Origin of the sequence: Arsenicicoccus sp. UBA7492 (assembly GCF_002479615.1) — a bacterium.
GTDB classification, from domain to species: domain Bacteria; phylum Actinomycetota; class Actinomycetes; order Actinomycetales; family Dermatophilaceae; genus Arsenicicoccus; species Arsenicicoccus bolidensis.
Window position 1 is genome coordinate 11,269 of the sequence record NZ_DLOE01000050.1, and the last position, 24,999, is coordinate 36,267.

The 24,999-nt window shown below is 71.4% G+C and carries 28 protein-coding genes and 1 tRNA gene; 19 read left to right on the plus strand and 10 right to left on the minus strand.

The genetic code is table 11. From position 1 onward, the window contains the following. The coding region (locus B4E97_RS15895; protein ID WP_286960690.1) for an ABC transporter permease at positions 1–652 on the plus strand (652 nt) is incomplete at its 5' end. Between the two features lie 13 nt (positions 653–665). After that, positions 666–1,910 carry a Gfo/Idh/MocA family protein gene (locus B4E97_RS15900; RefSeq protein ID WP_286960691.1) on the plus strand — a complete coding sequence of 415 codons (1,245 nt, stop codon included), beginning with the start codon at positions 666–668 and terminating at the stop codon, positions 1,908–1,910. A gap of 205 nt (positions 1,911–2,115) precedes the next feature. Here the strand turns inward: B4E97_RS15900 and B4E97_RS15905 are convergent, their stop codons facing one another. Further along, positions 2,116–2,601: a lamin tail domain-containing protein gene (locus B4E97_RS15905; protein WP_286960693.1), complete on the minus strand. Its 486-nt coding sequence runs from the start codon at positions 2,599–2,601 to the stop codon at positions 2,116–2,118. A 310-nt stretch (positions 2,602–2,911) separates the two neighbouring features. Here B4E97_RS15905 and B4E97_RS15910 point away from each other — a divergent pair, with 310 nt between their 5' ends. Genes B4E97_RS15910 through B4E97_RS15925 form a run of 4 tightly spaced genes read left to right on the plus strand, consistent with a single transcriptional unit; the run spans position 2,912 to position 5,893 of the window. Beyond that, positions 2,912–3,289: a hypothetical protein gene (locus B4E97_RS15910; protein WP_286960694.1), complete on the plus strand. Its 378-nt coding sequence runs from the start codon at positions 2,912–2,914 to the stop codon at positions 3,287–3,289. Positions 3,290–3,340: 51 nt separating this feature from the next. Next, the gene (locus B4E97_RS15915) at positions 3,341–3,868 is read left to right on the plus strand and encodes a cyclase family protein (protein WP_286960696.1); all 528 of its coding nucleotides are present in this window, start codon (positions 3,341–3,343) and stop codon (positions 3,866–3,868) included. Continuing rightward, on the plus strand, positions 3,865–5,148 hold the full coding sequence (locus B4E97_RS15920) for a hydroxyacid-oxoacid transhydrogenase (RefSeq protein ID WP_286960698.1): 1,284 nt from the start codon (positions 3,865–3,867) through the stop codon (positions 5,146–5,148). The genes B4E97_RS15915 and B4E97_RS15920 overlap by 4 nt, the downstream gene beginning before the upstream one ends. 49 nt (positions 5,149–5,197) lie before the next feature. Next, complete coding sequence (locus B4E97_RS15925; RefSeq protein ID WP_286960700.1) at positions 5,198–5,893, plus strand: nucleoside/nucleotide kinase family protein; 696 nt, start codon at positions 5,198–5,200, stop codon at positions 5,891–5,893. Positions 5,894–5,900: 7 nt separating this feature from the next. Here B4E97_RS15925 and B4E97_RS15930 read toward each other — a convergent pair whose 3' ends face one another. After that, positions 5,901–6,290 carry a winged helix-turn-helix transcriptional regulator gene (locus B4E97_RS15930; RefSeq protein ID WP_286960702.1) on the minus strand — a complete coding sequence of 130 codons (390 nt, stop codon included), beginning with the start codon at positions 6,288–6,290 and terminating at the stop codon, positions 5,901–5,903. Positions 6,291–6,388: 98 nt separating this feature from the next. Between B4E97_RS15930 and B4E97_RS15935 the strand changes: the two genes are divergently transcribed. Then, positions 6,389–6,991, plus strand: a complete 603-nt coding sequence (locus B4E97_RS15935; RefSeq protein WP_286960704.1) for an NAD(P)-dependent oxidoreductase — start codon at positions 6,389–6,391, stop codon at positions 6,989–6,991. Positions 6,992–7,020: 29 nt separating this feature from the next. Here B4E97_RS15935 and B4E97_RS15940 read toward each other — a convergent pair whose 3' ends face one another. Together B4E97_RS15940 and B4E97_RS15945 are read right to left on the minus strand one after the other, a co-directional pair. Beyond that, a complete protein-coding gene (locus tag B4E97_RS15940) occupies positions 7,021–8,169 on the minus strand; it encodes a hypothetical protein (protein ID WP_286960706.1) in 1,149 nt (382 codons plus the stop codon). Between the two features lie 377 nt (positions 8,170–8,546). Next, positions 8,547–8,632, minus strand: a tRNA-Leu gene (locus B4E97_RS15945). A gap of 173 nt (positions 8,633–8,805) precedes the next feature. On the opposite strand from B4E97_RS15945, the gene B4E97_RS15950 reads away from it, so the two are divergent. Genes B4E97_RS15950 through B4E97_RS15975 form a run of 6 tightly spaced genes read left to right on the plus strand, consistent with a single transcriptional unit; the run spans position 8,806 to position 16,585 of the window. Then, on the plus strand, positions 8,806–9,825 hold the full coding sequence (locus B4E97_RS15950; RefSeq protein ID WP_286960708.1) for an FhaA domain-containing protein: 1,020 nt from the start codon (positions 8,806–8,808) through the stop codon (positions 9,823–9,825). Between the two features lie 7 nt (positions 9,826–9,832). Further along, positions 9,833–10,285, plus strand: a complete 453-nt coding sequence (locus tag B4E97_RS15955) for an FHA domain-containing protein FhaB/FipA (RefSeq protein WP_019285948.1) — start codon at positions 9,833–9,835, stop codon at positions 10,283–10,285. Between the two features lie 3 nt (positions 10,286–10,288). After that, positions 10,289–11,674: a Stp1/IreP family PP2C-type Ser/Thr phosphatase gene (locus B4E97_RS15960; protein ID WP_286960711.1), complete on the plus strand. Its 1,386-nt coding sequence runs from the start codon at positions 10,289–10,291 to the stop codon at positions 11,672–11,674. Continuing rightward, positions 11,671–13,041 (plus strand): FtsW/RodA/SpoVE family cell cycle protein, encoded by a 1,371-nt coding sequence (locus tag B4E97_RS15965; RefSeq protein WP_286960718.1) that lies wholly within the window; start codon positions 11,671–11,673, stop codon positions 13,039–13,041. The genes B4E97_RS15960 and B4E97_RS15965 overlap by 4 nt, the downstream gene beginning before the upstream one ends. Further along, positions 13,038–14,507 (plus strand): peptidoglycan D,D-transpeptidase FtsI family protein, encoded by a 1,470-nt coding sequence (locus tag B4E97_RS15970; protein WP_019285951.1) that lies wholly within the window; start codon positions 13,038–13,040, stop codon positions 14,505–14,507. Before B4E97_RS15965 ends, B4E97_RS15970 begins: the two co-directional genes overlap by 4 nt. Further along, positions 14,504–16,585, plus strand: a complete 2,082-nt coding sequence (locus B4E97_RS15975) for a protein kinase domain-containing protein (RefSeq protein WP_286960712.1) — start codon at positions 14,504–14,506, stop codon at positions 16,583–16,585. Before B4E97_RS15970 ends, B4E97_RS15975 begins: the two co-directional genes overlap by 4 nt. Positions 16,586–16,766: 181 nt before the next feature. Here B4E97_RS15975 and B4E97_RS15980 read toward each other — a convergent pair whose 3' ends face one another. The 4 genes from B4E97_RS15980 to B4E97_RS15995 all read right to left on the minus strand — a co-directional run bounded on the left by B4E97_RS15980 (position 16,767) and on the right by B4E97_RS15995 (position 19,093). After that, positions 16,767–17,390 (minus strand): aminodeoxychorismate/anthranilate synthase component II, encoded by a 624-nt coding sequence (locus B4E97_RS15980; protein WP_239262082.1) that lies wholly within the window; start codon positions 17,388–17,390, stop codon positions 16,767–16,769. Positions 17,391–17,469: 79 nt separating this feature from the next. Next, positions 17,470–17,634, minus strand: coding sequence for a hypothetical protein (locus tag B4E97_RS15985; protein ID WP_239262079.1), 165 nt, complete (start codon positions 17,632–17,634; stop codon positions 17,470–17,472). Continuing rightward, a complete protein-coding gene (locus B4E97_RS15990; RefSeq protein ID WP_286960713.1) occupies positions 17,634–18,320 on the minus strand; it encodes a class E sortase in 687 nt (228 codons plus the stop codon). Before B4E97_RS15990 ends, B4E97_RS15985 begins: the two co-directional genes overlap by 1 nt. Next, a complete protein-coding gene (locus tag B4E97_RS15995) occupies positions 18,317–19,093 on the minus strand; it encodes a DUF881 domain-containing protein (protein WP_286960714.1) in 777 nt (258 codons plus the stop codon). Before B4E97_RS15995 ends, B4E97_RS15990 begins: the two co-directional genes overlap by 4 nt. An 81-nt stretch (positions 19,094–19,174) precedes the next feature. Between B4E97_RS15995 and B4E97_RS16000 the strand changes: the two genes are divergently transcribed. Beyond that, complete coding sequence (locus tag B4E97_RS16000) at positions 19,175–19,426, plus strand: cell division protein CrgA (RefSeq protein ID WP_029210863.1); 252 nt, start codon at positions 19,175–19,177, stop codon at positions 19,424–19,426. Positions 19,427–20,059: 633 nt separating this feature from the next. Here B4E97_RS16000 and B4E97_RS16005 read toward each other — a convergent pair. Next, a complete protein-coding gene (locus B4E97_RS16005) occupies positions 20,060–21,022 on the minus strand; it encodes a rhomboid family intramembrane serine protease (RefSeq protein ID WP_286960716.1) in 963 nt (320 codons plus the stop codon). 193 nt (positions 21,023–21,215) lie between these two features. Next, on the minus strand, positions 21,216–21,701 hold the full coding sequence (locus tag B4E97_RS16010) for a peptidylprolyl isomerase (protein WP_029210861.1): 486 nt from the start codon (positions 21,699–21,701) through the stop codon (positions 21,216–21,218). Positions 21,702–21,882: 181 nt separating this feature from the next. On the opposite strand from B4E97_RS16010, the gene B4E97_RS16015 reads away from it, so the two are divergent. The 5 genes from B4E97_RS16015 (at position 21,883) to B4E97_RS16035 (ending at position 24,777) form a co-directional block, all read left to right on the plus strand. After that, a complete protein-coding gene (locus B4E97_RS16015) occupies positions 21,883–22,782 on the plus strand; it encodes a hypothetical protein (RefSeq protein ID WP_286955627.1) in 900 nt (299 codons plus the stop codon). A 185-nt stretch (positions 22,783–22,967) separates the two neighbouring features. Further along, on the plus strand, positions 22,968–23,423 hold the full coding sequence (locus tag B4E97_RS16020; protein ID WP_286955628.1) for a DUF2871 family protein: 456 nt from the start codon (positions 22,968–22,970) through the stop codon (positions 23,421–23,423). A 51-nt stretch (positions 23,424–23,474) separates the two neighbouring features. Then, positions 23,475–23,858 (plus strand): MmcQ/YjbR family DNA-binding protein, encoded by a 384-nt coding sequence (locus tag B4E97_RS16025; protein WP_019285962.1) that lies wholly within the window; start codon positions 23,475–23,477, stop codon positions 23,856–23,858. Beyond that, a complete protein-coding gene (locus B4E97_RS16030; RefSeq protein ID WP_239262065.1) occupies positions 23,855–24,238 on the plus strand; it encodes an MmcQ/YjbR family DNA-binding protein in 384 nt (127 codons plus the stop codon). Before B4E97_RS16025 ends, B4E97_RS16030 begins: the two co-directional genes overlap by 4 nt. A gap of 194 nt (positions 24,239–24,432) precedes the next feature. Next, on the plus strand, positions 24,433–24,777 hold the full coding sequence (locus B4E97_RS16035) for a hypothetical protein (protein ID WP_175558328.1): 345 nt from the start codon (positions 24,433–24,435) through the stop codon (positions 24,775–24,777). Positions 24,778–24,999: the final 222 nt, after the last annotated feature.

Here is a 24,999-nt window from a genome sequence, read left to right on the forward strand (position 1 = left end):
CGTCGCCGCCGCGATCGGGCTGGTCAACGGCATCGGCGTCGTCTACCTGCGCATCCCGCCGTTCGTCATGACGCTCGGCATGCTCGGGGTCGTCCAGGGCATCGTCCTCGCCTACACCAAGGGGGCCGCCGACGGCCGGGCGGCTCCGGCACTGGTCGGCGCCGTCAACGGCGAGCTGCTGCTCGGCATACCCGGTGTCCTGCTGCTGTGGCTCGCGCTGGGGCTGCTGGTCACCCTGATCCTGCGGCGCAGCACCTATGGACTGAGCCTGTATGCCGTCGGCGCCAACCGCCTGGCCGCGCGGCTCTCCGGGATCCGGGTCAACCGCACGGTGATCCTGGCCTACGTCCTGTCGTCCGTCTTCGCGGCGCTCGGCGGGATCCTGATGGTGGGCTACACCGAGACCGTGTTCCTCAACCTCGCCGACGGACTCGCGCTGCCGTCGATCGCCGCCGTCATCATCGGCGGCACCCTCATCTCCGGCGGCGTGGGCAGCTATGCCGGCAGCGCCGTCGGCGCCATCGTGCTCACCGTCCTCACCAGCCTCCTCACCACCATGAACATGTCGACGGCCAGCCGCACCGTCGTCAACGGCCTCGTCCTCATCGCCCTGCTGGCCGTCTACGGCCGGCAACGTCGCCTCCGCAGCTGAGAAGGGAACTCCCATGCAACGCAAGGTCCTCGGTGTCGGCCTGATCGGCGCCGGCTTCATCGGCCAGTTCCACGTGCGGTCGTGGACCCGCGTGCGCGACGCCGACATCGTCGCCATCGGGTCGCGGACGCTGGCGTCGGCGCAGGCCCTCGCCGAGGAGGCCGAGACGCTCGGGGTGGGGACCGGGGTCACGGCATACGACGACGTCGCGGCCCTGGTGCGAGACGGGCGCGTCGAGGCCGTCTGGGTCCTCACCCCCAACGACACCCGCGTCGAGGTGGTCCGCGCCATCTGCGACGAGGTGCGCGCCCGCCGGTCCTCGCTGCGGGCCATCGCCATCGAGAAGCCGCTCGCCCGCACCCTCGGCGAGGCCAAGCAGGTGCTCGCGATGATCGAGGAGGCCGGCCTGCTGCACGGCTACCTCGAGAACCAGCTCTATGCGCCGTCCATCACCCGCGCCCACGACCTGCTGTGGAAGCGCGGCGCGGCGGCCGCCGGCAACCCCTATCTCGCGCGCTGCGCCGAGGAGCACTCCGGCCCGCACAAGGCGTGGTTCTGGGACGGGGTCAAGCAGGGCGGCGGCGTCCTCAACGACATGATGTGCCACAGCGTCGAGGCGGGCCGCTACCTGCTCACCCCGCCCGGCGTCGACCCCTCCACCTGGCTCACGCCCGTCAGCGTGTCCGCGTCGATCCAGTCGCTGAAGTGGAGCCGGCCCCGCTATGCGGACGAGCTCCTGTCGGCCTATCCCGGCGCACCGGACTACCGCTCGCGCCCGTCCGAGGACTACGCGCGGGCGAACTTCGAGTTCGTGAACGGCGACGGCGAGACCGTCATCGCCGAGGGCACCACGTCCTGGAGCTTCGTGGGGGCGGGGCTGCGGCTGAGCTTCGAGCTGCTCGGGCCGGAGTACTCCATGTCCGCCGACACCCTCGACACCGAGGCCAAGGTCTTCTTCTCCCGCGCGCTGACCCAGAGCGAGGGCGAGGACCTCGTCGAGAAGCAGAACGCCGAGCAGGGGCTGATGCCGCTCGTGTCGGACGAGGCGCTCGCCTACGGCTACACCGACGAGAACACGCACCTGGCGACGTGCTTCCTGCGCGGCGAGCAACCCGTCGAGACCCTCGCCAACGGGGTGGCGGTGGTGGAGCTGCTGATGGCGGCCTACCTGTCCGCCCAGACCGGCCGGACCGTGACCTTCCCCGTCGACCTCGACGACTTCGTGCCGGACGTGGCGCGAGGCACGTGGAAGCCCTAGCCAGGCGCGTGCGGGTCGTCCGGGCGGGTCGTGCGCTCCGACGTGGCTCGCGTGCGCACCGAGGGGGCGCAGATGACGCGGACGACGGCGTGTCGCGCGAACTTTGTGCCCCCTCGCCGGGCTGACCTCTCGGTCCTGAGGTGCAGGCAGCCTGGGGGTGACCAGTGGGGCGGGCGCCCGCGGATCACGGCTCCCCTCGAGCAGGTCAGCAGGCGACGAACCCGGCGACGTTCTTCGTGTAGGTGCACACGTCCAGCCGGACGTTCTTGGGGGAGTGGAGGCTGGCCGTGTCGCCCGTGTTGTTCCACTTGTGGAAGCCCTGCTTCCAGTAGAACGCGGCGCCGCGGTTGGTGCCCACGCCGGTGTAGACCGTGACCGTCGTGCGGGCCCCGATCACCGACCCCCGCGGGAAGACGAACCGGTTCCCGTGGGCGTCACGGAACCAGTAGCCGGTGACGTTGATCGCCTTCGCGGAGGTGTTGCGCACCTGGAGGTACTCCCCGTTGACGTTCTTCATGTCGTCCTTGACCTTGGTGCCACCCGCGTCGGCCTGGAACCTCGCCAGCTGCAGCGGCGGCGGGGGCGGCGCGGCGGCCGGAGCGGCCGAGGCAGCGGAGGCGGGGACGACAGACACGGCCAGGGCCGCAGCCAGCACGGCAGGGGCGGAGGTGGAGACAGAGGCAGCGGACATGCGGGGTGGGCCCTTCGGGTGGTCGGTGTCATCGGGAGGTCACGACGGGTTCATCCTGCGTGACGAGTCCACCCTCGTGCGCGCCAGGTGCCTCGATGACCTGAAAGATGGCCCAGAGTGACTAGCCCGGAGTGACTAGCCCGGACGCTAGCCCACGCGCTGCCCCACGGCGCCAGCACGTCACGCGGGTCGCGCGGCGGGCCCCGGCATACGCGCCCTGGTCCCGGAGTAGCGGTGTCCGGGCCGACAGGGTCTACTGGTGCGGAGGGCCGCGACGAGGCGCCCCACCCCTCAGTGCAGGAGGACGACGATGACCGATGCACCCTCGATGAACGAGCTGCTCAAGGACGCCCCCACCAACTGGGGCAAGTGGGGTCCCGACGACGAGGTGGGCGCCCTCAACTACCTCACCCCGGGCGAGGTGATGCGCGGGATCGGCAGCGTCAGGACCGGCCGCGTCTTCACGCTGCAGCGCATGATCGGCGACCCCAAGGGCGACCCGGTCTGGCCCGGCCGCACCCCCGCGGTGCGCACCCAGATCCTCGACGAGTCCAACTGGTACGACGGCGCGGGCGGCCCCGAGTACCCCGGCGGCCTGCACTACGCCGACGACAAGCTCGACGCCTTCCTGCAGGGATCGACGCAGTATGACGCCCTCGGCCACCTCTGGTACGACGGCAAGATCTGAAACGGCTACGACGCCGACACCACCGTCGGCGGGCTCGACAAGGCGTCGATCATGCCGATCGCGGAGCGGGGCGTGGCCGGCCGCGGCATCCTGCTCGACATCGCGCGGTGGCGCGGCAAGGAGGCTCTGGACCCAGCCGAGACGTTCACCCACGAGGACCTCGTCGCGTGCGCGGAGGCGCAGGGCACCCCGATCGAGAAGCACGACATCCTCGTGGTCCGCACCAACTACCTCAAGCACTTCTTCGACAAGGGTGACGCCTTCTACGACGACTTCTGCGAGCCGGGCCTGACCTACTCGCTCGAGCTCGCCCAGTGGTTCCAGGACATGGAGATCCCCAACCTCGCGACCGACACCATCGCCAACGAGGTCACCTACGACCCGGGCTCGGGCGTCGCGCTCCCGCTTCACTGCGCGCTCATGCGCAACCTCGGCGTCGCCCTCACCGAGATCTGCGACCTGGAGGAGCTCGCCGCGGACTGCGCCGAGGACGGCCAGTTCACCTTCTTCTACGTCGCCGCGCCGCTCAAGGTCGCCAAGGCCGCGGGCACCCCCGTCAACCCGGTGGCGATCAAGTGAGCGAGCACGCTCACCAGGAGACCGTCTTCACGTACGGCGCCCCCCAGCTCAAGTTCGGGCTCGGCGCGTCGGAGGAGATCGGCTACGACCTGTCCCTCACGGGCGCCAAGCGCGTCCTCGTCGTCACCGACCCCGGCATCGCCGCCACCGGCACCCCGCAGCGCGTTGCCGAGCAGATGGCCCGGTTCGACATACGGGCCGACGTCTTTGACCAGGTGCACGTGGAGCCGACCGATGCGAGCCTGCAGGAGGCCATCGACAACGCCCGCGCGCAGGGCCCCTACGACGCCTACGTCGCGGTCGGCGGTGGGTCGAGCATCGACACCGCCAAGGCCATCAACCTGCTGATGACCAACCCCGGCGAGCTCATGGACTACGTCAACGTGCCCGTCGGCGAGGGCCGCGACCCCGTCAACCCGCTCAAGCCGCTCGTGGCCGTCCCCACCACCACCGGCACGGGCGCCGAGAGCACCACCATCTGCGTGCTCGACGTGCTCGCGCAAAAGGTCAAGACGGGGATCAGCCACGCGCGGCTGCGCCCCACCCTCGCCGTCGTGGACCCACGGCTGACCCTGACCCAGCCCGCGGGGGTCACCGCGAGCGCCGGCATGGACATCCTGTGCCACGCGCTCGAGAGCTGGACCGCCAAGCCGTATGCCGCCTACCCCCGCAAGCAGCCCGAGCAGCGCGTGCCGTACTGCGGCGCCAACCCGGTCTCGGACATGTGGTGCAGCCGCGCGCTGCAGCTGCTCTCGCACGCCTTCCGCCAGGCGGTGCACCACGGCGACGACGAGGACGCGCGCTATGACATGGCGCTCGCAGCGACCTTCGCGGGGATGGGCTTCGGCAACGCCGGGGTGCACCTGCCGCACGCCAATGCCTACCCGATCGCGGGGCAGGTCAAGGACTTCCACCCCGACGACTACGCGGCGGACGAGCCGATGGTGCCGCACGGCATGTCGGTGTCGCTGACGGCGCCGGAAGCCTTCCGGTTCACCTTCGACACCAACCCGGACCGGCACGTCGAGGCCGCCCGGATGCTCGACCCGGACGCCCCGATGACCGACGACCCGGCCGACCTGCTGCCGACCGTGCTGTCCCGCCTGATGCGCGACATCGCGCTGCCCAACGGGCTCGGCGCCGTCGGCTATAGCGACGCGGATGTTGACGACCTGGTCACCGGCACCATGAAGCAGCAGCGCCTGCTCAGCGCCTGCCCCAAGGAGGTGACCGAGGACGACGCCGCCCGGGTGTTCCGCGGGTCGTTCGAGATCTGGTGAGCCCGGTTGCGGGGCGGCCGGACTCGACCGCTCACCCGGGTGGTCACGTATGACGACCGCCACCCTCTCGCAGCTCGTCGAGACGCTCATCGAGGGGCTTGGCGGGCCCGGCTCGGGCGAGCGCAGCCCGGGCGAGCGCGGCCCCGGCGGGGGCCGGCGACTCGTCCTCGGAATCACGGGGGCGCCCGGCGCCGGCAAGACCACGCTGGCGCTGGCCCTCCTGGACGCGCTGCGCGCCCGGCACGGCGAGGGCTTCGCGGCGCACCTGCCGATGGACGGCTTCCACCTCGCCGACGCGCAGCTCGACCGGCTGGGCCTGCGCGAGCGCAAGGGAGCGCCCGAGACCTTCGACCGGGACGGGTATGCCGCCACCCTCGCCCGGGTCAGCACTGCCGACGAGGACGTCTACGTGCCCGGCTTCGAGCGCGACCTGGAGCAGCCCCTCGCAGCGGCCCTGGTCGTGGAGGCGGCGGCGCGCGTCGTCGTCTCGGAGGGCAACTACCTCCTGCTGCCGGGGTGGGAGCAGGCGCGCGCCGCGTGCGACGAGGTGTGGTGGGTCGAGCCCGACGACGCGGTGCGCCGCGAGCGGCTGGTCGCCCGGCATACGGCCTTTGGCAAGCCGGCCGCAGCGGCACGGGCCTGGGTGGACGAGGTCGACGAGGTCAATGCCGAGCTGATCCGGGCGACCCGGTCGCGCGCGGACCGGGTGATCCGCGAGACCCCCGACGGCTGGGTCCTGTCCTGATCGGCGGTCAGCCGCCGTCAAGCGCCGGCGCAGGCCCCAGGTCGTAGGACGATCGCGCCTCCAGCACCTCGCCCGCATGCTGCTCCGCCCAGCCCCGCAGCGCGTCCAGCGGCTCGACGAGCGTCAGCCCCAGCGTGGTGAGCTCGTAGTCCACCCGCGGCGGCATCGTCGGCTGGGCGCGCCGGCTCACGAGGCCGTCCCGCTCCATGGAGCGCAGCGTCTGGGTGAGCACCTTGGCGGTGACGCCGCCCACCTGGTCCCGGACCTCGCCGAAGCGCGCAGGCCCCTCCGCGAACACCCCCACCACCAGCGGGGTCCACCGGTCGGTGAGGTGGCGGAGCACGCTGCGCGAGGGGCAGCCGGGGTCGAGGACGTCGAAGCGGGGCTGGCGGTCCACGACGAATCTGCTCCTGGGGGTGATGGTTACCTTGAGGTACTTGGTTACCTATCCATACTATCGTTGGTCCAGGCAGCACATCATCACAGGAGGCAGACATGAAGATCACCGTCATCGGGGCCACCGGCATGGTCGGTCAGCGCGTCGTCGCGGAGGCACTCTCCCGCGGCCACGAGGTCGTCGCCGGATCGCGCCGCGGCACTCCCGTCGACGGGGCCGAGGCCCTGACCATCGACCTGTCCGACACCGACGTCGTCATCGCCCAGATCGCCGCCAGCGACGCGACCGTCATCTCGGTGCCCCCGGCACGAGACGGCGGCAGCCACGAGCCGACCCTCGCCGCGCACCGCGCGCTCATCGAGGCACGTCCCGAGGGTCGCCTCGTCGTCGTCGGCGGAGCCGGTGCGCTCCAGGTCGGGGACACCCAGCTGCGCAACACCCCAGGCTTCCCCGCGGAGTACAAGCCCGAGTCCGACACCTTCGCCGCCGTGCTCGACCTCTATCGCGCGGCCGAGGGGCTGGACTGGACGATGCTCGCCCCCGCGCCGGTCATCGCGCCCGGCGAGCGGACCGGGCGCTACACCGTCGAGCTCGACGTGCCCGCCGGCGACCAGGTCAGCGCCGAGGACTTCGCGGTGGCCCTCGTCGACGAGCTCGAGCGCCCCGCCCACCGCGGCGAGCGCTTCACCGTCGCGAGCTGACGGCGGCAGGGCCTGCTCCGGGCGGGTCGTCATACCGTCTCGCCGGACCGGGAGAGCCCAGAGACGCTCGTATGCCGAGCTCGCACGCACGACGAGCCATCGCCCTCGGGCGCGCCGTCGTCGACGACGCCGGTCATGCCGCCGCAGCCGACTCGGTGTCGATGCCGACGGTGCGCTTCGACGACCGGGCGGTCGCAGGCGGCGTGGACGGCGACGTCCGCCACGCGACTGCACGACGGGCAGCGCCGCAGCGACGGCTCGCCCCCACGCGCGACGCGGACGTCCTCCACCCGCCGAGCCGTCGCGCAGGCGTCGGCAAACACCATGGGGTAGGTCGTCCGCACCGTCACCCAACCGTGCGCCAGGTGCGCCGCGTCGAGCGCGAGGTCGGCCTCACGGGCGTCCTCCACGTGGAAGGCCCGCCCGTCGTGCTCCAGCAGCACCCGCTCGTCGACATACGCACCGTCGCTGCGATGACCCGTCTCGAGCACCACGTGCTGGCGTCGCGTGGGCGGCAGTCCGTGCGCCCGCTCGACCCGCGTGAGGTAGCCGTGCTCCAGGAAGCTCGTCGTCCCGCCCGCCGCGTCCTCGAGCAGGCCGATCAGCAGCGCCCGCCGGGGGTGTCGTGCCCGCCCCCGCACCCGCTCGAGCAGACGGGCCGCCGTCGTGAGCTGCCGCTGGCACGCCCTCGTGACCAGCCCGATCGCGTAGCCGTCGCTCCCGCGCCCCGTCAGGTCCAGCACGACGTCCTCGATGCGCAGCATCGGCATCGATCGCGGCAGCGGCTGTGCCAGCACCCCGGGCCGGTGCCGCGTGAACCGGAACCCCGGCTGGTCGTGCACCCGCCGCGACTCCGGGATGGCGACCTGGATCACCGGCGGCGCCTTGTCCTCCAGCCCGAGCAGGCATGCCGCCGCCCGCCCTGCCACGGCGGCACCCTCACCGGCGTAGAGGAGCCCGGCCCACGCCCGCACCTCGAGGCCCAGCGACTCGGGACGCACGTGCGCGGGGGCATCCAGGCAGTAGACCCCCGGCAGGATCCGGCACTGCGACCCGAGGATCCGCTGCGCCGCACGCCTCCCCATGCCGTGGCGCACGAGCTCGGCCCTCGTCACGACGCCGTGCCGACGCTCGGCGAGGGTGCGCACCTCGTCGGGGATCGCGGCAGCCGCATGCATGAGGCCATCGTTGCCACTCCGCTCACCCGCCGAGCCTGCCCGTCATCGACCTGTGGATGGCGGCGGGGCATTGCGTGCAGCGGCCAGAAGTTGTGGACGACGGAGGAACCGACAGGCCCCGACGGGCACCGACAGACCCCGCCGTGATTGCGGAAACCTGGGCACGGAGAGTGCGGAAACCTGAGCACGCCGGACGGTGCCCAGGTTTCCGCAATGACCGATACGCGAGCGATTGGTGACCAATGACCCAGGCGGGGCGGCGTGTTGTGGGCGCGGCGCGCGTTGGGGCGGCGCATGGTGAGGCGGGGCCGGGCAGCGCGCCGCCGGGGCGGGGGTAAAGAGAACGGCCCCCGGACGGCGAGATCCGGGGGTCGATCTGGTGGGCAAGGGGGGACTTGAACCCCCACGTCCTTGCGGACACTGGCACCTGAAGCCAGCGCGTCTGCCATTCCGCCACTTGCCCGTGGCTGCGCGCGATCCGGGGACCACGTGCGACGCCCCATCTTGCCCTATGCCCGCGCCAGTCACCAAACCGAGACCCCGCGCCAGGGCAGCCTCCACCGGCCGGACAGACGCCGCCGTTACGATGCAAGACGAGTCCGTGTGTCGCCGTAGGTCGCAGAGGGAGGAGCGCCGGTGGGACTGTTCGACAATCTCGAGAGCAAGCTGTCGTCCATGGTCAACGGCGCCTTCGCCAAGGCGTTCAAGTCGAGCGTGCAGCCGGTGGAGATCGCGAGCGCGATCCGCACGGCGATGGACGACAAGGCGGCGGTGGTGGGCCAGGGGCGCACGATCGTGCCCAACCTCTACACGATCGCGCTCAGCCCGAGCGACTACGACCAGCTCAGCCAGTACTCCGACGGCCTGACGGACGAGCTCGTCGCCGCCGCCGAGGACCACGCCGACAGCCAGCGCTACCGCCCGGCGGGGCCGCTGCGGGTGATCCTCAGCGAGGACGCCGAGCTCGAGACCGGCGTCTTCAAGCTGCGCCCGGCGAGCGCCAAGGACCCGTGGGCCGTCTCGGCCGAGCGGCGGCCCATGCGCCGACCCGCCCCCGGTCCTGACGAGAGCGGGTATGCCGACCGCCGCCGCGAGGACGCCGACCCGCGAGACGGCGGGGCGCCGGCATACGGCCCGGGCTCGGCCGCCATCCCCGGGGGCGTCTCCGGCGGCGTCGGCCAAGGCCTGGGCGGCGCGGCAGCAGGAGCGGGAGCCGCGGCCACAGCGAGCACCTACCGCCCCCTCGAGCGCGCCGACCCCTACGCCGCTGACGGCTACGACGACCGGCACGACGACCTGCAGGCCACTCGCCCGCAGCAGCCCGCCCGCCCCGCGCCCGAGCCTCGCCGCCCAGACCCGACCCGCCGGCCGTGGCTGGACATCGACGGCGACCGCTACCCGCTGCTGGGGGCGATCACGGTCATCGGGCGGGACGGCGTGGCCGACATCGTGCTCGACGACCCGGGCATCTCGCGGCAGCACGCCGAGGTCCGCATCACCAACGACGGTCCGCACCTGGTCAGCTCGATCCGCGACCTCGGCAGCACCAACGGCACCTTCGTCGAGGGCCACCGCATCACGAGCCAGCGCCTGGCCGACGGCGACCGCGTGACGGTGGGGCGCACGTCCTTCACCTTCCGCCTGGGCCGGGGGTGACCCGGTCATGAGCGAGCTGACCCTCACGATCATCCGGCTGGGCCTGCTCGCCGGGCTCTGGTTCTTCGTGTTCAGCCTGGCGGGGGTGCTGCGCCGCGACCTCTACGGCACGCGCGTCTCCCCACGCGCGGGACGACGCCCGGCGGTCGCGCCACGACGTCGCTCCAACGAGCCGACGCGCATCGTGGTCACCGAGGGTGGTCTGCGCGGCACGACGATCAACCTCAAGGAGTCCGGCGTGCTCGTCGGCCGCAACCCGGAGTGCGCGCTGATCCTCGACGACGACTTCGCGAGCGGACGCCACTGCCGCGTCTACCGCGACGAGCAGGGGTGGAAGGTCGAGGACCTCCGCTCCACCAACGGCACCTACCTCGGCGAGGAGCGCCTAACCGAGATCACGCCGGTGGGCGTCGGCAGCCAGCTCCGCATCGGCCGCACCGTCCTCGAGCTGAGGAAGTAGCCCATGCCCATGGCCGTGCGCTATGCCGCACGCTCCCACGTCGGCCTGGTCCGGGACAGCAACCAGGACAGCGGGTATGCCGGCCCCCACCTGCTCGCCGTGGCCGACGGCATGGGGGGCCACGCGGGCGGTGACGTGGCGAGCTCCACGGCGATCGGCGCCATGGTGCACCTGGACGACGACACCCACGGGTCGCGGGCCCTGCAGCACCTCGAGGACGCCATCGCGAGCGCCAACGCCGAGCTGCACGACGTCGCGCAGGAGCAGCCCGAGCTGCACGGCATGGGGACGACCGTCACGGCGCTGCTGCGCACCGACAACAAGCTGGCGCTGGCGCACATCGGCGACTCGCGGGCCTATCTCCTGCGCGGCGGCGAGCTGACCCAGCTCACGCACGACCACACCTATGTCCAGACGCTCGTCGACGACGGGCGCATCTCGGCCGACGAGGCCGAGCACCACCCGCAGCGCTCGATGGTGACCCGCGTGCTGACCGGGCAGCCGGGCGACGAGCCCGACGTGTCCTGGCGCGAGCTGCGCCACGGCGACCGCTACCTCGTCTGCTCGGACGGGGTGAGCGGGTTCGTCGCGCACGACACCATCGCCGAGATCCTCGCCACCGTGCCCGACCCGGGCCGCGCCGCCGACCGGCTCGTCGACCTCGCCCTGCGCTCCGGAGGTCAGGACAACATCACCGCGATCGTGGCCGACGTCGTCCGCCTGTCCGACGGCGAGGGCCCGTCCACGCGCCCGCAGGTCGTGGGGGCCGCCGCCGCGCGGCAGATGCCCCGCGCCATCCCCGACACCCCCGCCGCCCGCGCCGCCGCCCTGACGCGCTCCGCGAGCGGCGCCACCGCCGAGCCGCAGGTCACCCTGGCCGAGGAGGGCGGCGTGTCGCGATGGTCCCGCCTCGCCAAGGTCGTCGCCTCCGTCGTCCTGACCCTGGTCGTGCTCGCCGGCCTCGCCTACGCCGGCTGGCGCTGGAACCAGCAGCAGTACTACGTGGGCACCCAGGACGACCGCGTCACCATCTATCGGGGCCTGGACCAGACGGTCGGCCCGGTCTCGCTGTCCAGCACGGCCGAGCGCACCGACATCCCGGTCGCGGACCTCCCCGACTTCTATCGCACGCGGGTCACCGACGGCGTCGCGGCCGGCAGCCTCGAGGCCGCCCGCGCGGTCGTCGCCGACCTGCGCGTCCAGGCCACGGCCTGCGCGTCCGCCAAGGCCCAGGGCCGACCGTGCGGTGGGCCGGGTGCCGCGCCGACGCCGTCCGGCAGCGCGAGCCCCTCCGCGACCACCACCACGACGCCTGCCGCGACGCCGGCCACGACCCCAGCCTCGCCGCCTGCGGCGACCAGCGCCTCCAGCACGGCGGTGACCCCGTGACCACCGTCTCGTCATACCGCCCTCGGACCGGTCGCAACGTCGAGCTGCTGCTCACCCTGCTCGCCGTCGCGCTCGTGATGCTCGCCTATGCCAACGTCGGCCTGCAGACCCAGGGCCGCCTGCCCACCGACATGGTGACCAACGGTGCCGGCCTGCTCGGGATCGGCCTCGCGTTCCACCTGGCGCTGCGCTGGCGGGCGAGCTATGCCGACCCGCTGCTGCTGCCGATCTCGTTGCTGCTCAACGGCCTCGGGCTCGTGATGATCCACCGCATCGACCTCGAGGGCACCCAGGAGGGCGTCCTCGCACCGCGCCAGCTGCTGTGGAGCGCCGTGTCGGTGGTGGCGGCGATCGCGCTGCTGCTATGGCTGCGCGACCACCGTCGGCTGCGGCGCTACACCTACACCTTCATGGCGGCGGGGGTGATCCTGCTGCTCCTGCCGCTGCTGCCCGTGATCGGCGACGCGCAGTACGGCTCCCGCATCTGGATCCGCATCGGACCGTTCGGCCTGCAGCCCGGCGAGATCGCCAAGATCGTGCTCGCGATCTTCTTCGCCGGCTACCTCGTCCAGACGCGGGACGTGCTGTCGCTGGTCGGCCGGCGCGTGCTGGGCTTCCCGCTGCCGCGCGCCCGCGACCTCGGCCCGATCCTCGTGGCGTGGGCGTTCAGCCTGTGCATCCTGATCTTCGAGAAGGACCTCGGCTCGTCGCTGCTGTTCTTCGGCCTGTTCGTCGCCATGCTCTACGTCGCCACCGAGCGGGTCTCGTGGATCGCCCTGGGCCTCACCATGTTCTGCGGCGGCGCCTACGTCGCGTGGCTGCTGTTCAGCCACGTGCAGACCCGCGTCGACCTGTGGCTCGACCCCTTCTACAAGGGCCTGTCGCAGGTCGGGATGGGCATCATGGGTATGGCGTCCGGCGGCCTCCTCGGCACCGGTCTTGGCCAGGGTCACCCCGAGATCACACCGTTCGCCAAGTCCGACTACATCGTCGCGAGCCTCGCGGAGGAGCTCGGCCTGTTCGGGCTGTTCGCGATCCTCGCGCTCTACGCCATCCTCGTCGAGCGTGGCCTGCGCACCGCGATCGGCGTGCGTGACGGCTTCGGCAAGCTGCTCGCGGCGGGCCTGGCGTTCGGGATGGCGCTGCAGGTCTTCGTCATCGTCGGGGGCCTCACCCGCGTCATCCCGCTGACCGGTCTGACCACGCCGTTCCTGTCCGCCGGAGGGTCTAGCCTGATCGCCAACTGGAGCATCATCGCGCTGCTCCTGCGCATCAGCGACCAGGCCCGGCGCCCGATCGACGACGGCGACGACCCCGACCAGCCGCTCGGCTCCGACGAGGCGACCCAGGTGGTGAAGACCCGGTGAACCCGCCCATCCGCCGGCTTGCGATCGTGGCCGCCATCATGTTCTGCAGCCTGCTGATCTCGTCGACCTCGATCATGTTCTTCCAGGCCAAGGCCCTCGGCGACCGCAGCGACAACCGCCGCAGCGTGCTCGCGTCGTACGACCGCGAGCGCGGCCAGATCCTGGTCGGGGGCACCCCCATTGCCAAGTCCGTCGCCACCGACGACGAGCTCAGGTGGGAGCGCACCTATCCCTCCGGGCGGCTCTACAGCCACGTCACGGGCTACTACTCGTTCACCTACGGCGCGGGCGGCGGCATCGAGGGCGCCGAGGACGAGCTGCTGTCCGGCAGCTCCGACAAGCTCTTCTACCGCCGGATCAGCGACCTGGTCAGCGGACGCCAGCCCGCCGGGGCCTCAGTCGAGCTGACGATCCGCCCCGAGGTGCAGCAGGCGGCCGAGAAGGCCCTCGGCGACCAGCGCGGCGCCGTCGTCGCCCTCGACCCGCGCACCGGCGCGATCCTCGCCATGGTCAGCCACCCGACCTACGACCCCGCCGAGCTGTCGAGCCACCGCTTCTCCGCCGTCACCGACGCCTGGAAGTCCCTCAACGCCGACCGCTCCAAGCCTCTCGTCAACCGCGCCATCGGCGGCGACCTCTATCCCCCCGGCTCGGTCTTCAAGCTCGTGACCACGGCCGCGGCCCTGACCTCCGGGCAGTATGACGGCAAGGCCCGCATCCCGGCGCCCGCGCAGCTCAAGCTCCCGCTGTCGTCCGTGCCGCTCACCAACTGGCAGAACGGCCTGTGCACCGGCTCCGACCAGATCACGCTCCAGCAGGCGCTCGAGACGTCGTGCAACTCGGCGTTCGGCGGCATCGGGATCAAGCTGGGCGGTGACGCGCTGGTCGAGCAGGCGTCGAAGTTCGGCTTCGGCGACGAGCTGCGCGTCCCCCAGCGGGTCACGCCGAGCAAGGTGCCGGCCGGCATGGACAAGGCCCAGTCCGCCCAGGCCGCGATCGGGCAGTACGACGTGCGGGTCACGCCGCTGCAGGTCGCCATGGTCAGCGCCGCCATCGCCAACAAGGGCGTCGTCATGAAGCCCCACCTCATCGCCTCCGTGCGCGGCGACAACCTCAGCGTCCTCGACGAGACCAAGCCCGAGCAGCTGTCCAAGGCCGTGTCCTCCGAGGTCGCCGACCAGATCGCCCAGATGATGCGCGGCGTCGTCGAGGACGGCACTGGCTCCAACGCCCGCATCTCGGGCGTCGAGGTCGGCGGCAAGACCGGCACGGCCCAGCAGGGCAACGACAAGGCCCCGCACGCGTGGTTCACCTCCATCGCGCCGCTGAACGCCGCCGCCGACCAGCCCCAGGTGGCGGTCGCCGTCGTCGTCGAGGATGGTGGGTCCGCCGGACGCGAGACGGGTGGCAACAAGGTCGCCGCCCCCATCGCCAAGCAGGTCATGGAGGCGGTGATCCGCAAGTGAGCAGGCTGATCGGCGGCCGCTACGAGCTCGGCGAGGAGATCGGCCGCGGCGGCATGGCCACCGTCCACGAGGCGCACGACGTCCGCCTCGGCCGCCGGGTCGCCATCAAGATGCTCCACGCCGGCCGGCTCGGCGACCGGACCTTCCAGGGACGCTTCCGCCGCGAGGCGCAGGCCGCCGCCAGCCTCAACCACCCGCACATCGTCGCGGTGTTCGACTCCGGCGAGGACATCGTCACCAACAGCGTCGGCGTGCAGGAGGTCATCCCCTACATCGTCATGGAGCGGGTCCAGGGGCACACCCTCAGCCAGCTCATGCACGACCGCGGCGCCTTCTCGGCCGACGAGGCCATGCGCATCGTCATGCGGGTGCTGTCCGCCCTCGGCTACTCCCACCAGCGCGGCATCGTGCACCGGGACGTCAAGCCCGGCAACGTCATGCTGACCGACGACGGCGACGTCAAGGTCATGGACTTCGGGATCGCCCGCGGGGGCGGGGAGTCGACCGCCACCATGACCCAGACCCAGGCCGTCATCGGCACCGCGCAATACCTCTCGCCCGAGCAGGCCCGCGGCCAGGACGTCGACGGCCGCTCCGACCTCTACTCGGCCGGGTGCCTGCTCTTCGAGCTGGTGACGGGGCGGCCGCCGTTCGTCGGCGACTCACCGCTCGCCATCGCCTACCAGCACGTCGGCGAGGATCCCTCGCTGCCGTCCAGCCACGAGCACAGCATCCCCCGCACGCTCGACACGGTGATCATGCACGCGCTGGTCAAGGACCGGGACCGCCGCTACCAGACCGCCGACGAGTTCCGCGCCGACCTCGAGGCGGCCCGCGCGGGACGTCCGCTGAGCCCTGCGGCGCAGGCGACGGCGGCCGCGCTCTTCGCCCCCACCGAGAGCATCAACCGGGCCGACGTGCTCGCGAGCGGCCCGGGCGGGGCGACGTCCGCGACCGCTGGAGGCGGTGCAGGAGCGGCGGGAGCGGCGGCTGCGGGCGGTGCTCTGGCCGACGGGGCTGCGGGCGCTGCCGGCGGCGCACTGGCTGGTGGCGCTCTCGCGGGCGGCGCTCTCGCAGGCGGGTCCGCCGGCGGTGCGGCGGCCGGTGCTGCGGCGGCGGGCGGCATACGGCCTGATGAGGACCCACGACCCGAGCCGGTGCTCCGCGACGACCTCCCCGGCGCCCCTCCGCGCGAGGGGCACCACACGTCCAGCTATCCGGCGATCGGTGCTGAGCGCGACCGCAACTGGATCGCGTGGATCGTCGCGCTGCTGCTGCTCATCGGGCTGGCGGGGTTCGGCGTCTACTGGATGACGCGGCCCGACCCGATCCAGTACAAGACGGTCCCCAACCTCATGGACCAGACCGAGGGCACGGCGCGCTCGCTGCTCGAGTCCAGCCAGCTCAAGGGGTCCTTCCAGCCCAAGGAGAGCGACAAGCCCAAGGGCATCGTCGTCGGGCAGAACCCCCAGCCGGGCGCCCAGCAGGACCCCGCGTATCCCGTCGCGGTGCAGGTCTCGACCGGCCCGAGCGACACGGCGGTGCCCGACGTCACCAAGTACACCGTGGCCTCCGCGAAGCAACGACTCGTCAACTACAACCTCGTGGCGGGCAAGGTCACCGAGATCGACGACAAGACCATCCCCGCAGGTCAGGTCGTGCGCACCGACCCGGCGATCGGGCAGACCGTGCCTGTGGGCTCGACGGTCGCGCTCTTCGTGTCGACCGGCAAGGTGGCGGTCCCCAACGTCGTGGGGCAGGACTACACGTCGGCGGCCAAGACGCTGACGGACGCCGGCTTCCGCGTGGCGCGCAAGGACGAGCCCAGCCGGGACACCCGCGACCTCGTCCTCGACCAGGACGTCCGCGAGGGCTCGCAGCCACCCGGCACCAAGATCACCCTGACGGTGGCCGTGCCGGCTGCCGTCCCGACGGTCACGGTGACCACGACGGCTCCGGCTCCCACGCCGACAACCCCTCGGCCGCGCCCCACCCAGACGACGCCGCCGTCCACGCAACCCACCTCGTCCCCGCCGACCTCGCCCCCCACGAGCCCGGTCGCGCCGCCGACGCCCTGAGCCGCGCCGAGCCGCGCCGCACTCACACCCCTCCAGACGCGATTGGTCACCAATGGCGTCTGGGACCCCGATATAAACGTTCCACAACGTCATTGGTGACCAATGGTGCGAGGCTGCAGGGCGTGGCTCCCGGTGCGTGGCCCCGGGTGGAAGGCTGCGGCTGCGTGATCGGAGGCGGAGCTCAGCGGTGGATCAACGGGCTGAGGCCCTCGCTCGCGGCGACCGCGCCGTCCAGGCCGCACGTCTCGAGCCAGTTGGCGAGCAGGCGGTGGCCGCCGACGGTGAGCACGCTCTCGGGGTGGAACTGCACGCCGTGCAGCGGCAGCCTGCGGTGCTGCACGGCCATCACGATGCCGGACTCGGTGCGGCCGGTGACCTCGAGGTCGGCGCCGATCGTCTCCGGCTCGATCGTCAGCGAGTGGTAGCGCGTCGCCGTGAACGGGCTCGGCAGCCCCGCCAGCACACCCTGCCCGTCGTGCAGCACCTCGGACGTCTTGCCGTGCAGCAGCTCGGGCGCCCGCGAGACGGTGCCGCCGGTGACCACGCCGAGCGCCTGGTGCCCGAGGCACACGCCCAGCATCGGCTGCTCGCGCTCGCCGCACGCCTCGATCATCGCCATCGAGACCCCGGCCTCCTCGGGCGTGCCCGGGCCGGGGGAGACCAGGACCCCGTCGTATGCCGCGCCCTCGGCCGCCGTCACCGCGTCGTTGCGCACGACCTCGCACTGCGCACCGAGCTGCTGGAGGTAGCCCACGATGGTGAACACGAAGGAGTCGTAGTTGTCGACGACGAGGATGCGGGTCATGGGTCTGCCTTGGCGCGAGAGGGTGCGGGGTGCGAGGGTGCGGCGGACGAGGTCCGGCTCCCCAACCCTAGTCGCGGGGTCAGCCGGAGGGCTCGACCGTCTGGTCGTTGAACGGCATGAGGTCCGCGAGCCACGGGAAGACCATCTGGAAGCACACCCACACCACCAGCGCCACGAGCAGCAGGCACAGGATCACCCGCACCCAGGTCGGGCCGGGGAGGGCGCGCCACAGTGCGGCATACATCAGCGGTCTCCCGCCAGGTCCAGATAGCCGGCCGGCAGGCCCTGGCTGCGCGGTATGGCGCGCTCCAGCTCGCCGTGGACGATCCAGCGCTGCTGGGCGGCGTACTTGGGATGGCAGGCGGTGAGGGTGATGTAGGGCTTGTCCGGGCGGACGCCGGGACGCTCGGGCATCGCCGCGATGGCAGCGACGTGCGACGGGGGCACGAGCGTGTGCGGGCCGACCCGATAGACGTAGTAGGTGGCGGCGGTCTCGACGATGACCCGGTCGCCGGGGAGGACCCGCTCGATGTCGCGGAAGGGCCCGCCGTAGGTCATGCGGTGGCCGGCGATGGCGAAGTTCCCCACCTGACCGGGCATCGCGGTGCCGTCGTAGTGGCCGATGCCCTTGCGCAGCACGTCGCGGGTGGTGCCCTCGACGACGGGCACGGCGTAGCCGCGGCCCAGCGCCGGGATCCGCACGATCGCGAAGGCCTCGCCGAGGGGCACGTCCTTGAGCTTGGCGATCGCCGGGCTGACCGCTCCGGGGCGCTGGAAGTCCTCGCTGAGCGATCCGACGGTGTCGGACTGGACGGCGTTGGCGGCGACATCGGTCCACCACAGCTGCCATCCCACGAAGAGCAAGGTCAGCACACCAAGGGTGATGAGCAATTCACCCAGAGTCCCTGTTAACGCCCGAACAGCCTTCACTCGACTACTGACGCATGCCGCAGCGCGGCAGAGCCGTCATAGGCCGGGAAGGTCGCCGACGGCTGCGTGGAGACGTCGTAGCCGAGGCCGACGGCCGCGACGTACTGCTGGATGATCTGCACGGTGGGGTCCTGGTCGAGGGTCTGGCGCATGCCGTCGACGTCACCGATCGCCTTGATCACGAATGGCGGGGAGTAGACGCGCCCCTGCAGGATCAAGGTGTTGCCGACGCAGCGGACCGCGCTCGTCGAGATCACCCGCTGGTCCTGGATCATCATCGCCTCGGCGCCCCCGCGCCACATCGCGTTGACGACCGCCTGCACGTCCTGCTGGTGGATGACCAGGTCGTCAGCCGTGAACTCACCACCGAAGCTGTCGACCGAGCGCGTCGAGTCCGTCATCGTCACCGTCAACGAGGGCCCGGTGGCCCCCTGCATGCCCGCCGCCCGGTCGAGGGTCGCGGCCCGCTGGGTCATCGCGCGGAGCCGTGAGTCGGCCGGCGCGTTGCGCGTGCTGAGGCTCTCGACCTGGGTGGTCAGGTCGCTGACCGTGCGCTGCTTGGCCTCGAGCGAGGCGTCCTGCGCGTCGATGACGCCGGCGAGGTCACGCGTGTCGGACGGTCGCAACGAGCTGCCCCGGGAGGTGACGGCGCTGGTCGCGAACAGCAGACCCGCCAGGACAAGAACGACAGGGACGAGCAGCCCCCACGCGGTGGGACGCCCCCCGAAGAGGAGCCGCACGAGGCGCGCGCGGCGAGCGCTGGTGTCACCCATGGCCCCTCCTCCCCTCGCTAGGCTGTGCGTCAGACCCCGAGACCTACCGTATCCGGTGGGCCCCGCAACGAGGAGTGAGCCGTGCCCGAGTCCAAGCGCCGCGCCAAGGCGTCGTACACCCCGCCTGCCGAGAAGGGTGCGGGGATCAAGACCCCCAGCCCGCGCTGGTGGGCGCCGGTGATGGTGACGCTGATGCTGATCGGGCTGGTGTGGGTGGTCGCGTTCTACCTCACCGCCGGGCAGTACCCCATCCCCAACATCCAGTACTGGAACCTCGGGATCGGCTTCGGCCTGATGCTCATCGGCTTCATGATGACGACCCGCTGGCGCTGACGCACCCCTCTCCCGGACCTACCTCAGGTAGTCACACTCGCCTGGCTTCGCACGCCAGGTCGATGTGACTACCCGAGGTAGGTTTTCGCGTCTCGCCTGCCCCGACTCGCCCCGACTCGCGGCACCGAACCCGTCTCACCCTGCAACCTGAGACATCCTCGCCGCCAGCCCACGCGCCGGCCCGACTCGCCTCACCGCACCCGTCTCACCCTGCAACCCGAGACACCCTCGCCACCAGCCCCCGCAGCCGTCCCGCCTCGCCCCGCCTCCCGGCACCTCACCCGTCTCACCTCACAGCACGGGCAGCCGGCCTGAGAGGGCGCGTATGGCGGTCCCGCGGCGCCCGACGCAACCCCTTGCGCCCTCTCGGCAGGCCCCAGTGGATGTGGCCGAGAGTTATCCACAGGGTTATCCCCACCATGTGGGTAATTACATGTGTGTAAGACAGCTTTGGTCCGGGTTGTCCACAGAAACTGTGGACAACCCGGTGGACAACCCTGGGGAGGAGGTGGGGACAGGCCGTCAAGTCTGTGGATCGCCGGAATCAGCTGTGGACAAGAACCGCCGGCGGCGGGGTAGGGCGGGGGCGCGTGACGCGGAGGTGACGTTCGCCGCCGGGGAGGGGGACCGCCGTCAGGCGCCGCCGACGACGAAGCCGGTGAGCTGCGGTGAGAGGGCGTACTTCAGGACGGCGAGGGCGACCAGGATCGCCAGCACCGCGGCCACGCCGGGCCACTGCCACCGCTGTCGCTCGCGCGACCGGGTCGCCCACATCACCGACGCGAGCGCCGCGCCGGTCACGAAGCCACCGAGGTGCGCCTGCCAGGCGATGTTGGGGACGGTGAACCCGATGACCAGGTTGAGGCCGAGGAAGATCAGCATCGCCCGCAGGTCTCGGCCCTGCCGGCGCGCGAGCACCAGCTCGGCTGCGAACAGCCCGAACACCGCGCCGGAGGCCCCCACCGTCGGCTGGAACCAGCTCGTCTGCCACTGGGTCAGCACCTGCCCCGGCGACGCGGTGGCCTGCGCGATCAGCAGGTAGCCCACCGAGCCGCCGACCGCGCTGACCAGGAACAACGCTATGAACCGCGAGACGCCCATCGCGCGCTCGAGCGGCTGGCCGATGGTCCACAGCGCGAGCATGTTGAACAGGATGTGGGTGATTCCGCCGTGCAGGAACGCCGCCGTCACGAACCGCCACGGCTCGTCGCGCCCGGCATACGGCGCGAACCACAGGGACTGCTCGAGGCCGGGCACGATCAGCTGCAGGAAGTAGACCACCACGCACAGCGCCACCAGGATCGTGGTCGCGGGGGTGCCGCCGCCGATCGACAGCGCCGACGCCGAGCCTCCGAGCGGGTTGCGCGCACGCGGCGCGGTGCGGGCACTCTCGCGCACGCAGTCCACGCAGTGGATCCCGACTGCCGCCTGGCGCTGGCACTGCGGGCAGGCGGGTCGGCCGCACCGGCTGCACCGGACGTACGCCACCACGTCGGGGTGACGCGGGCAGGTCGGCGCCTGCCCGGCCCCGGGCCCCGAGGACCCCGAGGGGGTCGGCGGCATCGGCGGGTTCACCGGCGGGTAGGAGGAGCTCATCGGCACGTCCTCGTCGAGATCTGAGCGGGGGTGGTCGGTCCGAGCCTAGGCGCGGAGGTCGTCCGGGACAGCGCGACGGCCCGTCCCGGTCGGCAGCACGTGGCTGCCTGAGAGGGAACGGGCCGTCGGGCGCGAGGGTTCCGCGAGTGCTCGCGGGGCTCGGGTGCGCTGATGGAGAGTGCGCGGGTCGAGGTCAGTCGGTGACGGTGACGCTCTCGATGACGACGGGCTCGACCGGCTTGTCCTGGGCGCCGGTGCGGACGGCGGCGATCTTGTCGACGACGTCGCGCGACGCCTGGTCCGCGACCTCGCCGAAGATCGTGTGCTTGCCCTGCAGCCAGGTCGTGGCGCCGACCGTGATGAAGAACTGCGAGCCGTTGGTGCCGCGGCCCATGCGCTTGCCGGCGTTGGCCATGGCGAGCATGTAGGGCTTGGTGAAGTCCTTGTCAGGGGAGATCTCGTCGTCGAACGGGAAGCCCGGCTTGTCGGGCTGGCCCGTGCCGGTGCCCTGCGGGCAGCCGCCCTGGATCATGAAGCCCGGGATGATGCGGTGGAAGGTCAGGCCGTCGTAGTAGCCCTCCTTGGCCAGGCCCGTGATCTTGCCCACGGTCGTGGGGGCAGCCTCGGGGAAGAGGGTGATCGAGATGTCGCCGTGGTTGGTGTGCAGCGTCCAGTTCATGGGCCTCATCCTCGCACGACGAGCCCGTATGGCGGAGGCGTCGTGACGGCACCACAGACTGGCGGCATACGACCCCGCTCGGCCGGGTAGGTGGAGGAACCGAAGGAAACGTGCACGCGTTGTCCCGCACGGGCAAGATGGGCGCACGACGCCCCGCGAATCGATCTCCAGGAGGACACACATGTTCCGCAACAAGTACAAGATCGAGAAGAAGAGCCGGCTGGAGCTGGCCCAGGAGGACGCGGCCGCCAAGGCGCACGCCTTCACGAGCTCCGCGGGCGAGAAGGTCGGCCAGGTCAAGGACAGCGTCCTGACGGCCCCCAAGCTGGCCGCCGGCGCCGTCGCCACGGGCGCGCTCGCCGCCGCCGACAAGGTCAAGGACACCGTCTCCCACGGCTCCGAGGCCGCCGAGGCCAAGGCGCACAAGGCCGGCGACAAGGGCAACGGCCTGGTCGAGGACCTGCTCGAGGCCCTCCCCGGCCTGGTCGCCGCCGGAACTGCCGCCAAGGCCGCCACCAGCGACAAGGCGCAGGACGCGGGCAAGACCGCGCTCGGCCTCTTCGCCACCAAGAAGGTCGCCGACAAGGTCAAGGACAAGGACGACTCCTACCCCAAGACCCACCTGTCGAAGCGCCAGTTCAAGAAGGAGCTCGCCGCCCGTGAGCGCAAGCAGGGCAAGCTGCTCGTGACCCTGGGTCTGCTCGCGACCGCCGCCGCCGTGGCCGCCGTGATCTACAAGAAGACCGCTCCGCAGGACGACCCGTGGGCGACGCCGCTGGCCGACCCCTACACCCCGGCGTCCTCGACGATCGGCACGGGTGCCGGCGCTGCCACGGGCTACGCGTCGACCACGACCACCACCTCCGACGACGCCATCGTCTCCGACCACGAGGCCGGCGACCCGCTCAGCGCCGTCTCCACCGAGCCGGTCATCCTGGACGCCAAGGACCAGGAGGAGTTCGCCGCGACGACGCCCTCCGACGCCACCGCGTTCGACCGCACGGACGACGGCGCCGGCCAGACCATGGACCACAACGCGGGCACCGACAAGCCCCGCGACAACGACGTGCGTCGCGACTGAGCGACCCCAGCGTCCCGGCGGCGGCCCCTCCTGGTGGAGGGGTCGCCGTCGCGTCATACGGCCTGGTCCCTCGCAGGGGTGGTCCCTCGCAGGGGTGCTCCCCGCAGAGGAACCCGGGCAGGGGAGCGGCCCGGTCAACCTTCTGATGGAGGGGGTGGCCGGTGCCGTCGGGGAGGATGGGCCGTATGACGAACGCCGCCACCTCCCGCACCGACGCCCCGACCCCGGGCACCCTCACGCCGATCTACTGGGGCGTGGTCGCCTACACGGCGCTGGGGCTGATCGGTGGCGTGTACTACCGCGAGCTCACCAAGGCCCACGACTACCTGGGCAGCACGCAGCTGTCCGTCGTGCACACGCACCTGCTCGCCCTCGGGACGCTGCTGGGGCTGATCCTGCTGGTGCTCGAGCGGACGTTCGCGCTGAGCCGCACCGCGCAGTGGAAGCCCTTCCTCGTGGCGTACCACGCCGGGCTGGTCGTCACGGTTGCCATGCTGACGATCAAGGGGACGCTGCAGGTGCTGGGCAGCGCCGCGGCGTCCAGCCCTGCCATCTCGGGCATCTCCGGGCTGGGTCACATCCTGCTGACCGTGTCGCTGGTGCTGCTGCTGATGGGCCTCAAGAAGCGCCTCGCCGCCTGAACCACTCCTCCACCACAGCCGGCCCGAGGCGAACCTGTAGGAGGCGCAGACATGCAGGAAGCAGAGCTGGCGGCGCTCGCCGCGCGGCGCACCGAGGAGCTCCCCGGCTCGGAGCTCACCCACCCGTTCGGCGAGGACTGGGAGGTGTGGAAGGTCCGCGGCAGGGTGTTCATGCTGCAGACCGAGATCACCGGAGAATCCATCGTGATCCTCAAGGCCGCACCCGAGGACGGGAAGGCGCTGCGCGAGGCGCACCCTGACGTCACGCCGGGCTATCACATGAACAAGAAGCACTGGATCACGGTGCACCCGGGCGACACCATCGAGCCCGGCCTCGTCGAGGACCTGGTCACTGAGTCCTACCTGCTGGTGGTCGAGGGACTGCCCCGGCGGCAGCGGCCCGTGGACCCCGCGACCTTCGGCCGAGACCGGTGAGCCTCGACGGGGAGCGGCTGCAGCAGACCGCTCTGGACGTCGCCCGAGCACTGCCCGGCGTGACCGAGGGACACCCGTTCACCAAGCACCTGCTCGTCATCAAGGTCGCGGGCAGGGTCTTCCTGATCGTCACCGAAGACCCGGACAAGCCGATCATCACGGTCAAGGCCGACCCCGATCACGGGGCCGCGCTGATCCGAGACCACGAGGGCATCCAGCGCGGGAGGTACTTCGACAAGGATCACTGGGTGTCCGTCAGCCCTGGCCGGTCCATCACCGCAGGACTGGTGCAGGACCTGGTCCAGGACTCCTACGACCTTGTCGCCGATCAGCTCCCGGGGCGTCAGCGCGACGAGCTCAGGCGGCAGGAGGGGGTATGACGGCCCCGCTCGTCAGAGAGGCACAGCCTTTGCTGGGCGGGGAAACGCCGACGGACGGCTGAACGGTGGACCTCGGTAGAGAGTTTGAGAACCCCTACTCGGCATTGAAAACGGTGGTGTCCCGCAGGTCGCGTGGCGTATACAAGCGTTCTTGGCGGCCTTTGGAGCCGTCGGTTGTGGACTCGCGGGGTCGGATGGTGCGTGCAGTTGGGATAGCTCAAACCTTTCTGCGCCCGGCGCAGGTCGACGAGCTGGTGGCCCTGTATCGGGAAGGCGCGACCCTCGTTGAGTTGGGCGAGCGGTTCAGTGTTCACCGCCGCACAGTGGCTGCCCATCTTGTCCGCCGGTCGATCCCGATCCGCAGGCGCGGCCTCGATGAGTCCGACGTGACTGAGGCGGTCGAACTCTACGAGGGTGGTTCGACGCTGATAGAGGTCGGCTTGCGGTTCGGGGTGAGTCAACAGGCGGTCCGGCGCGCGCTCGACGTGGAAGGAGTCACGATCCGTCCGGGCGGCCGGCGCGCTCGGGTCAGTGCTTGATGCGCCTGACCCGGGAGGAAGATGCGTGGATCGTGGCGATCTGGATATCGAGCAGCGTGGTCGTGTCGCCGAGGGGCTGCGGTTCTCGGTCGGCGGTGTAGATGATCACGCCGGCGTCGTGGAGGTCCGCCATGATCTGCGGAACGACCCGGCTGAGCCGGTCCAGGCTGTAGGTCGCCGCAATTAGTCGCCGCAATTATCGGGCTCTTCTGACGCTTCCGT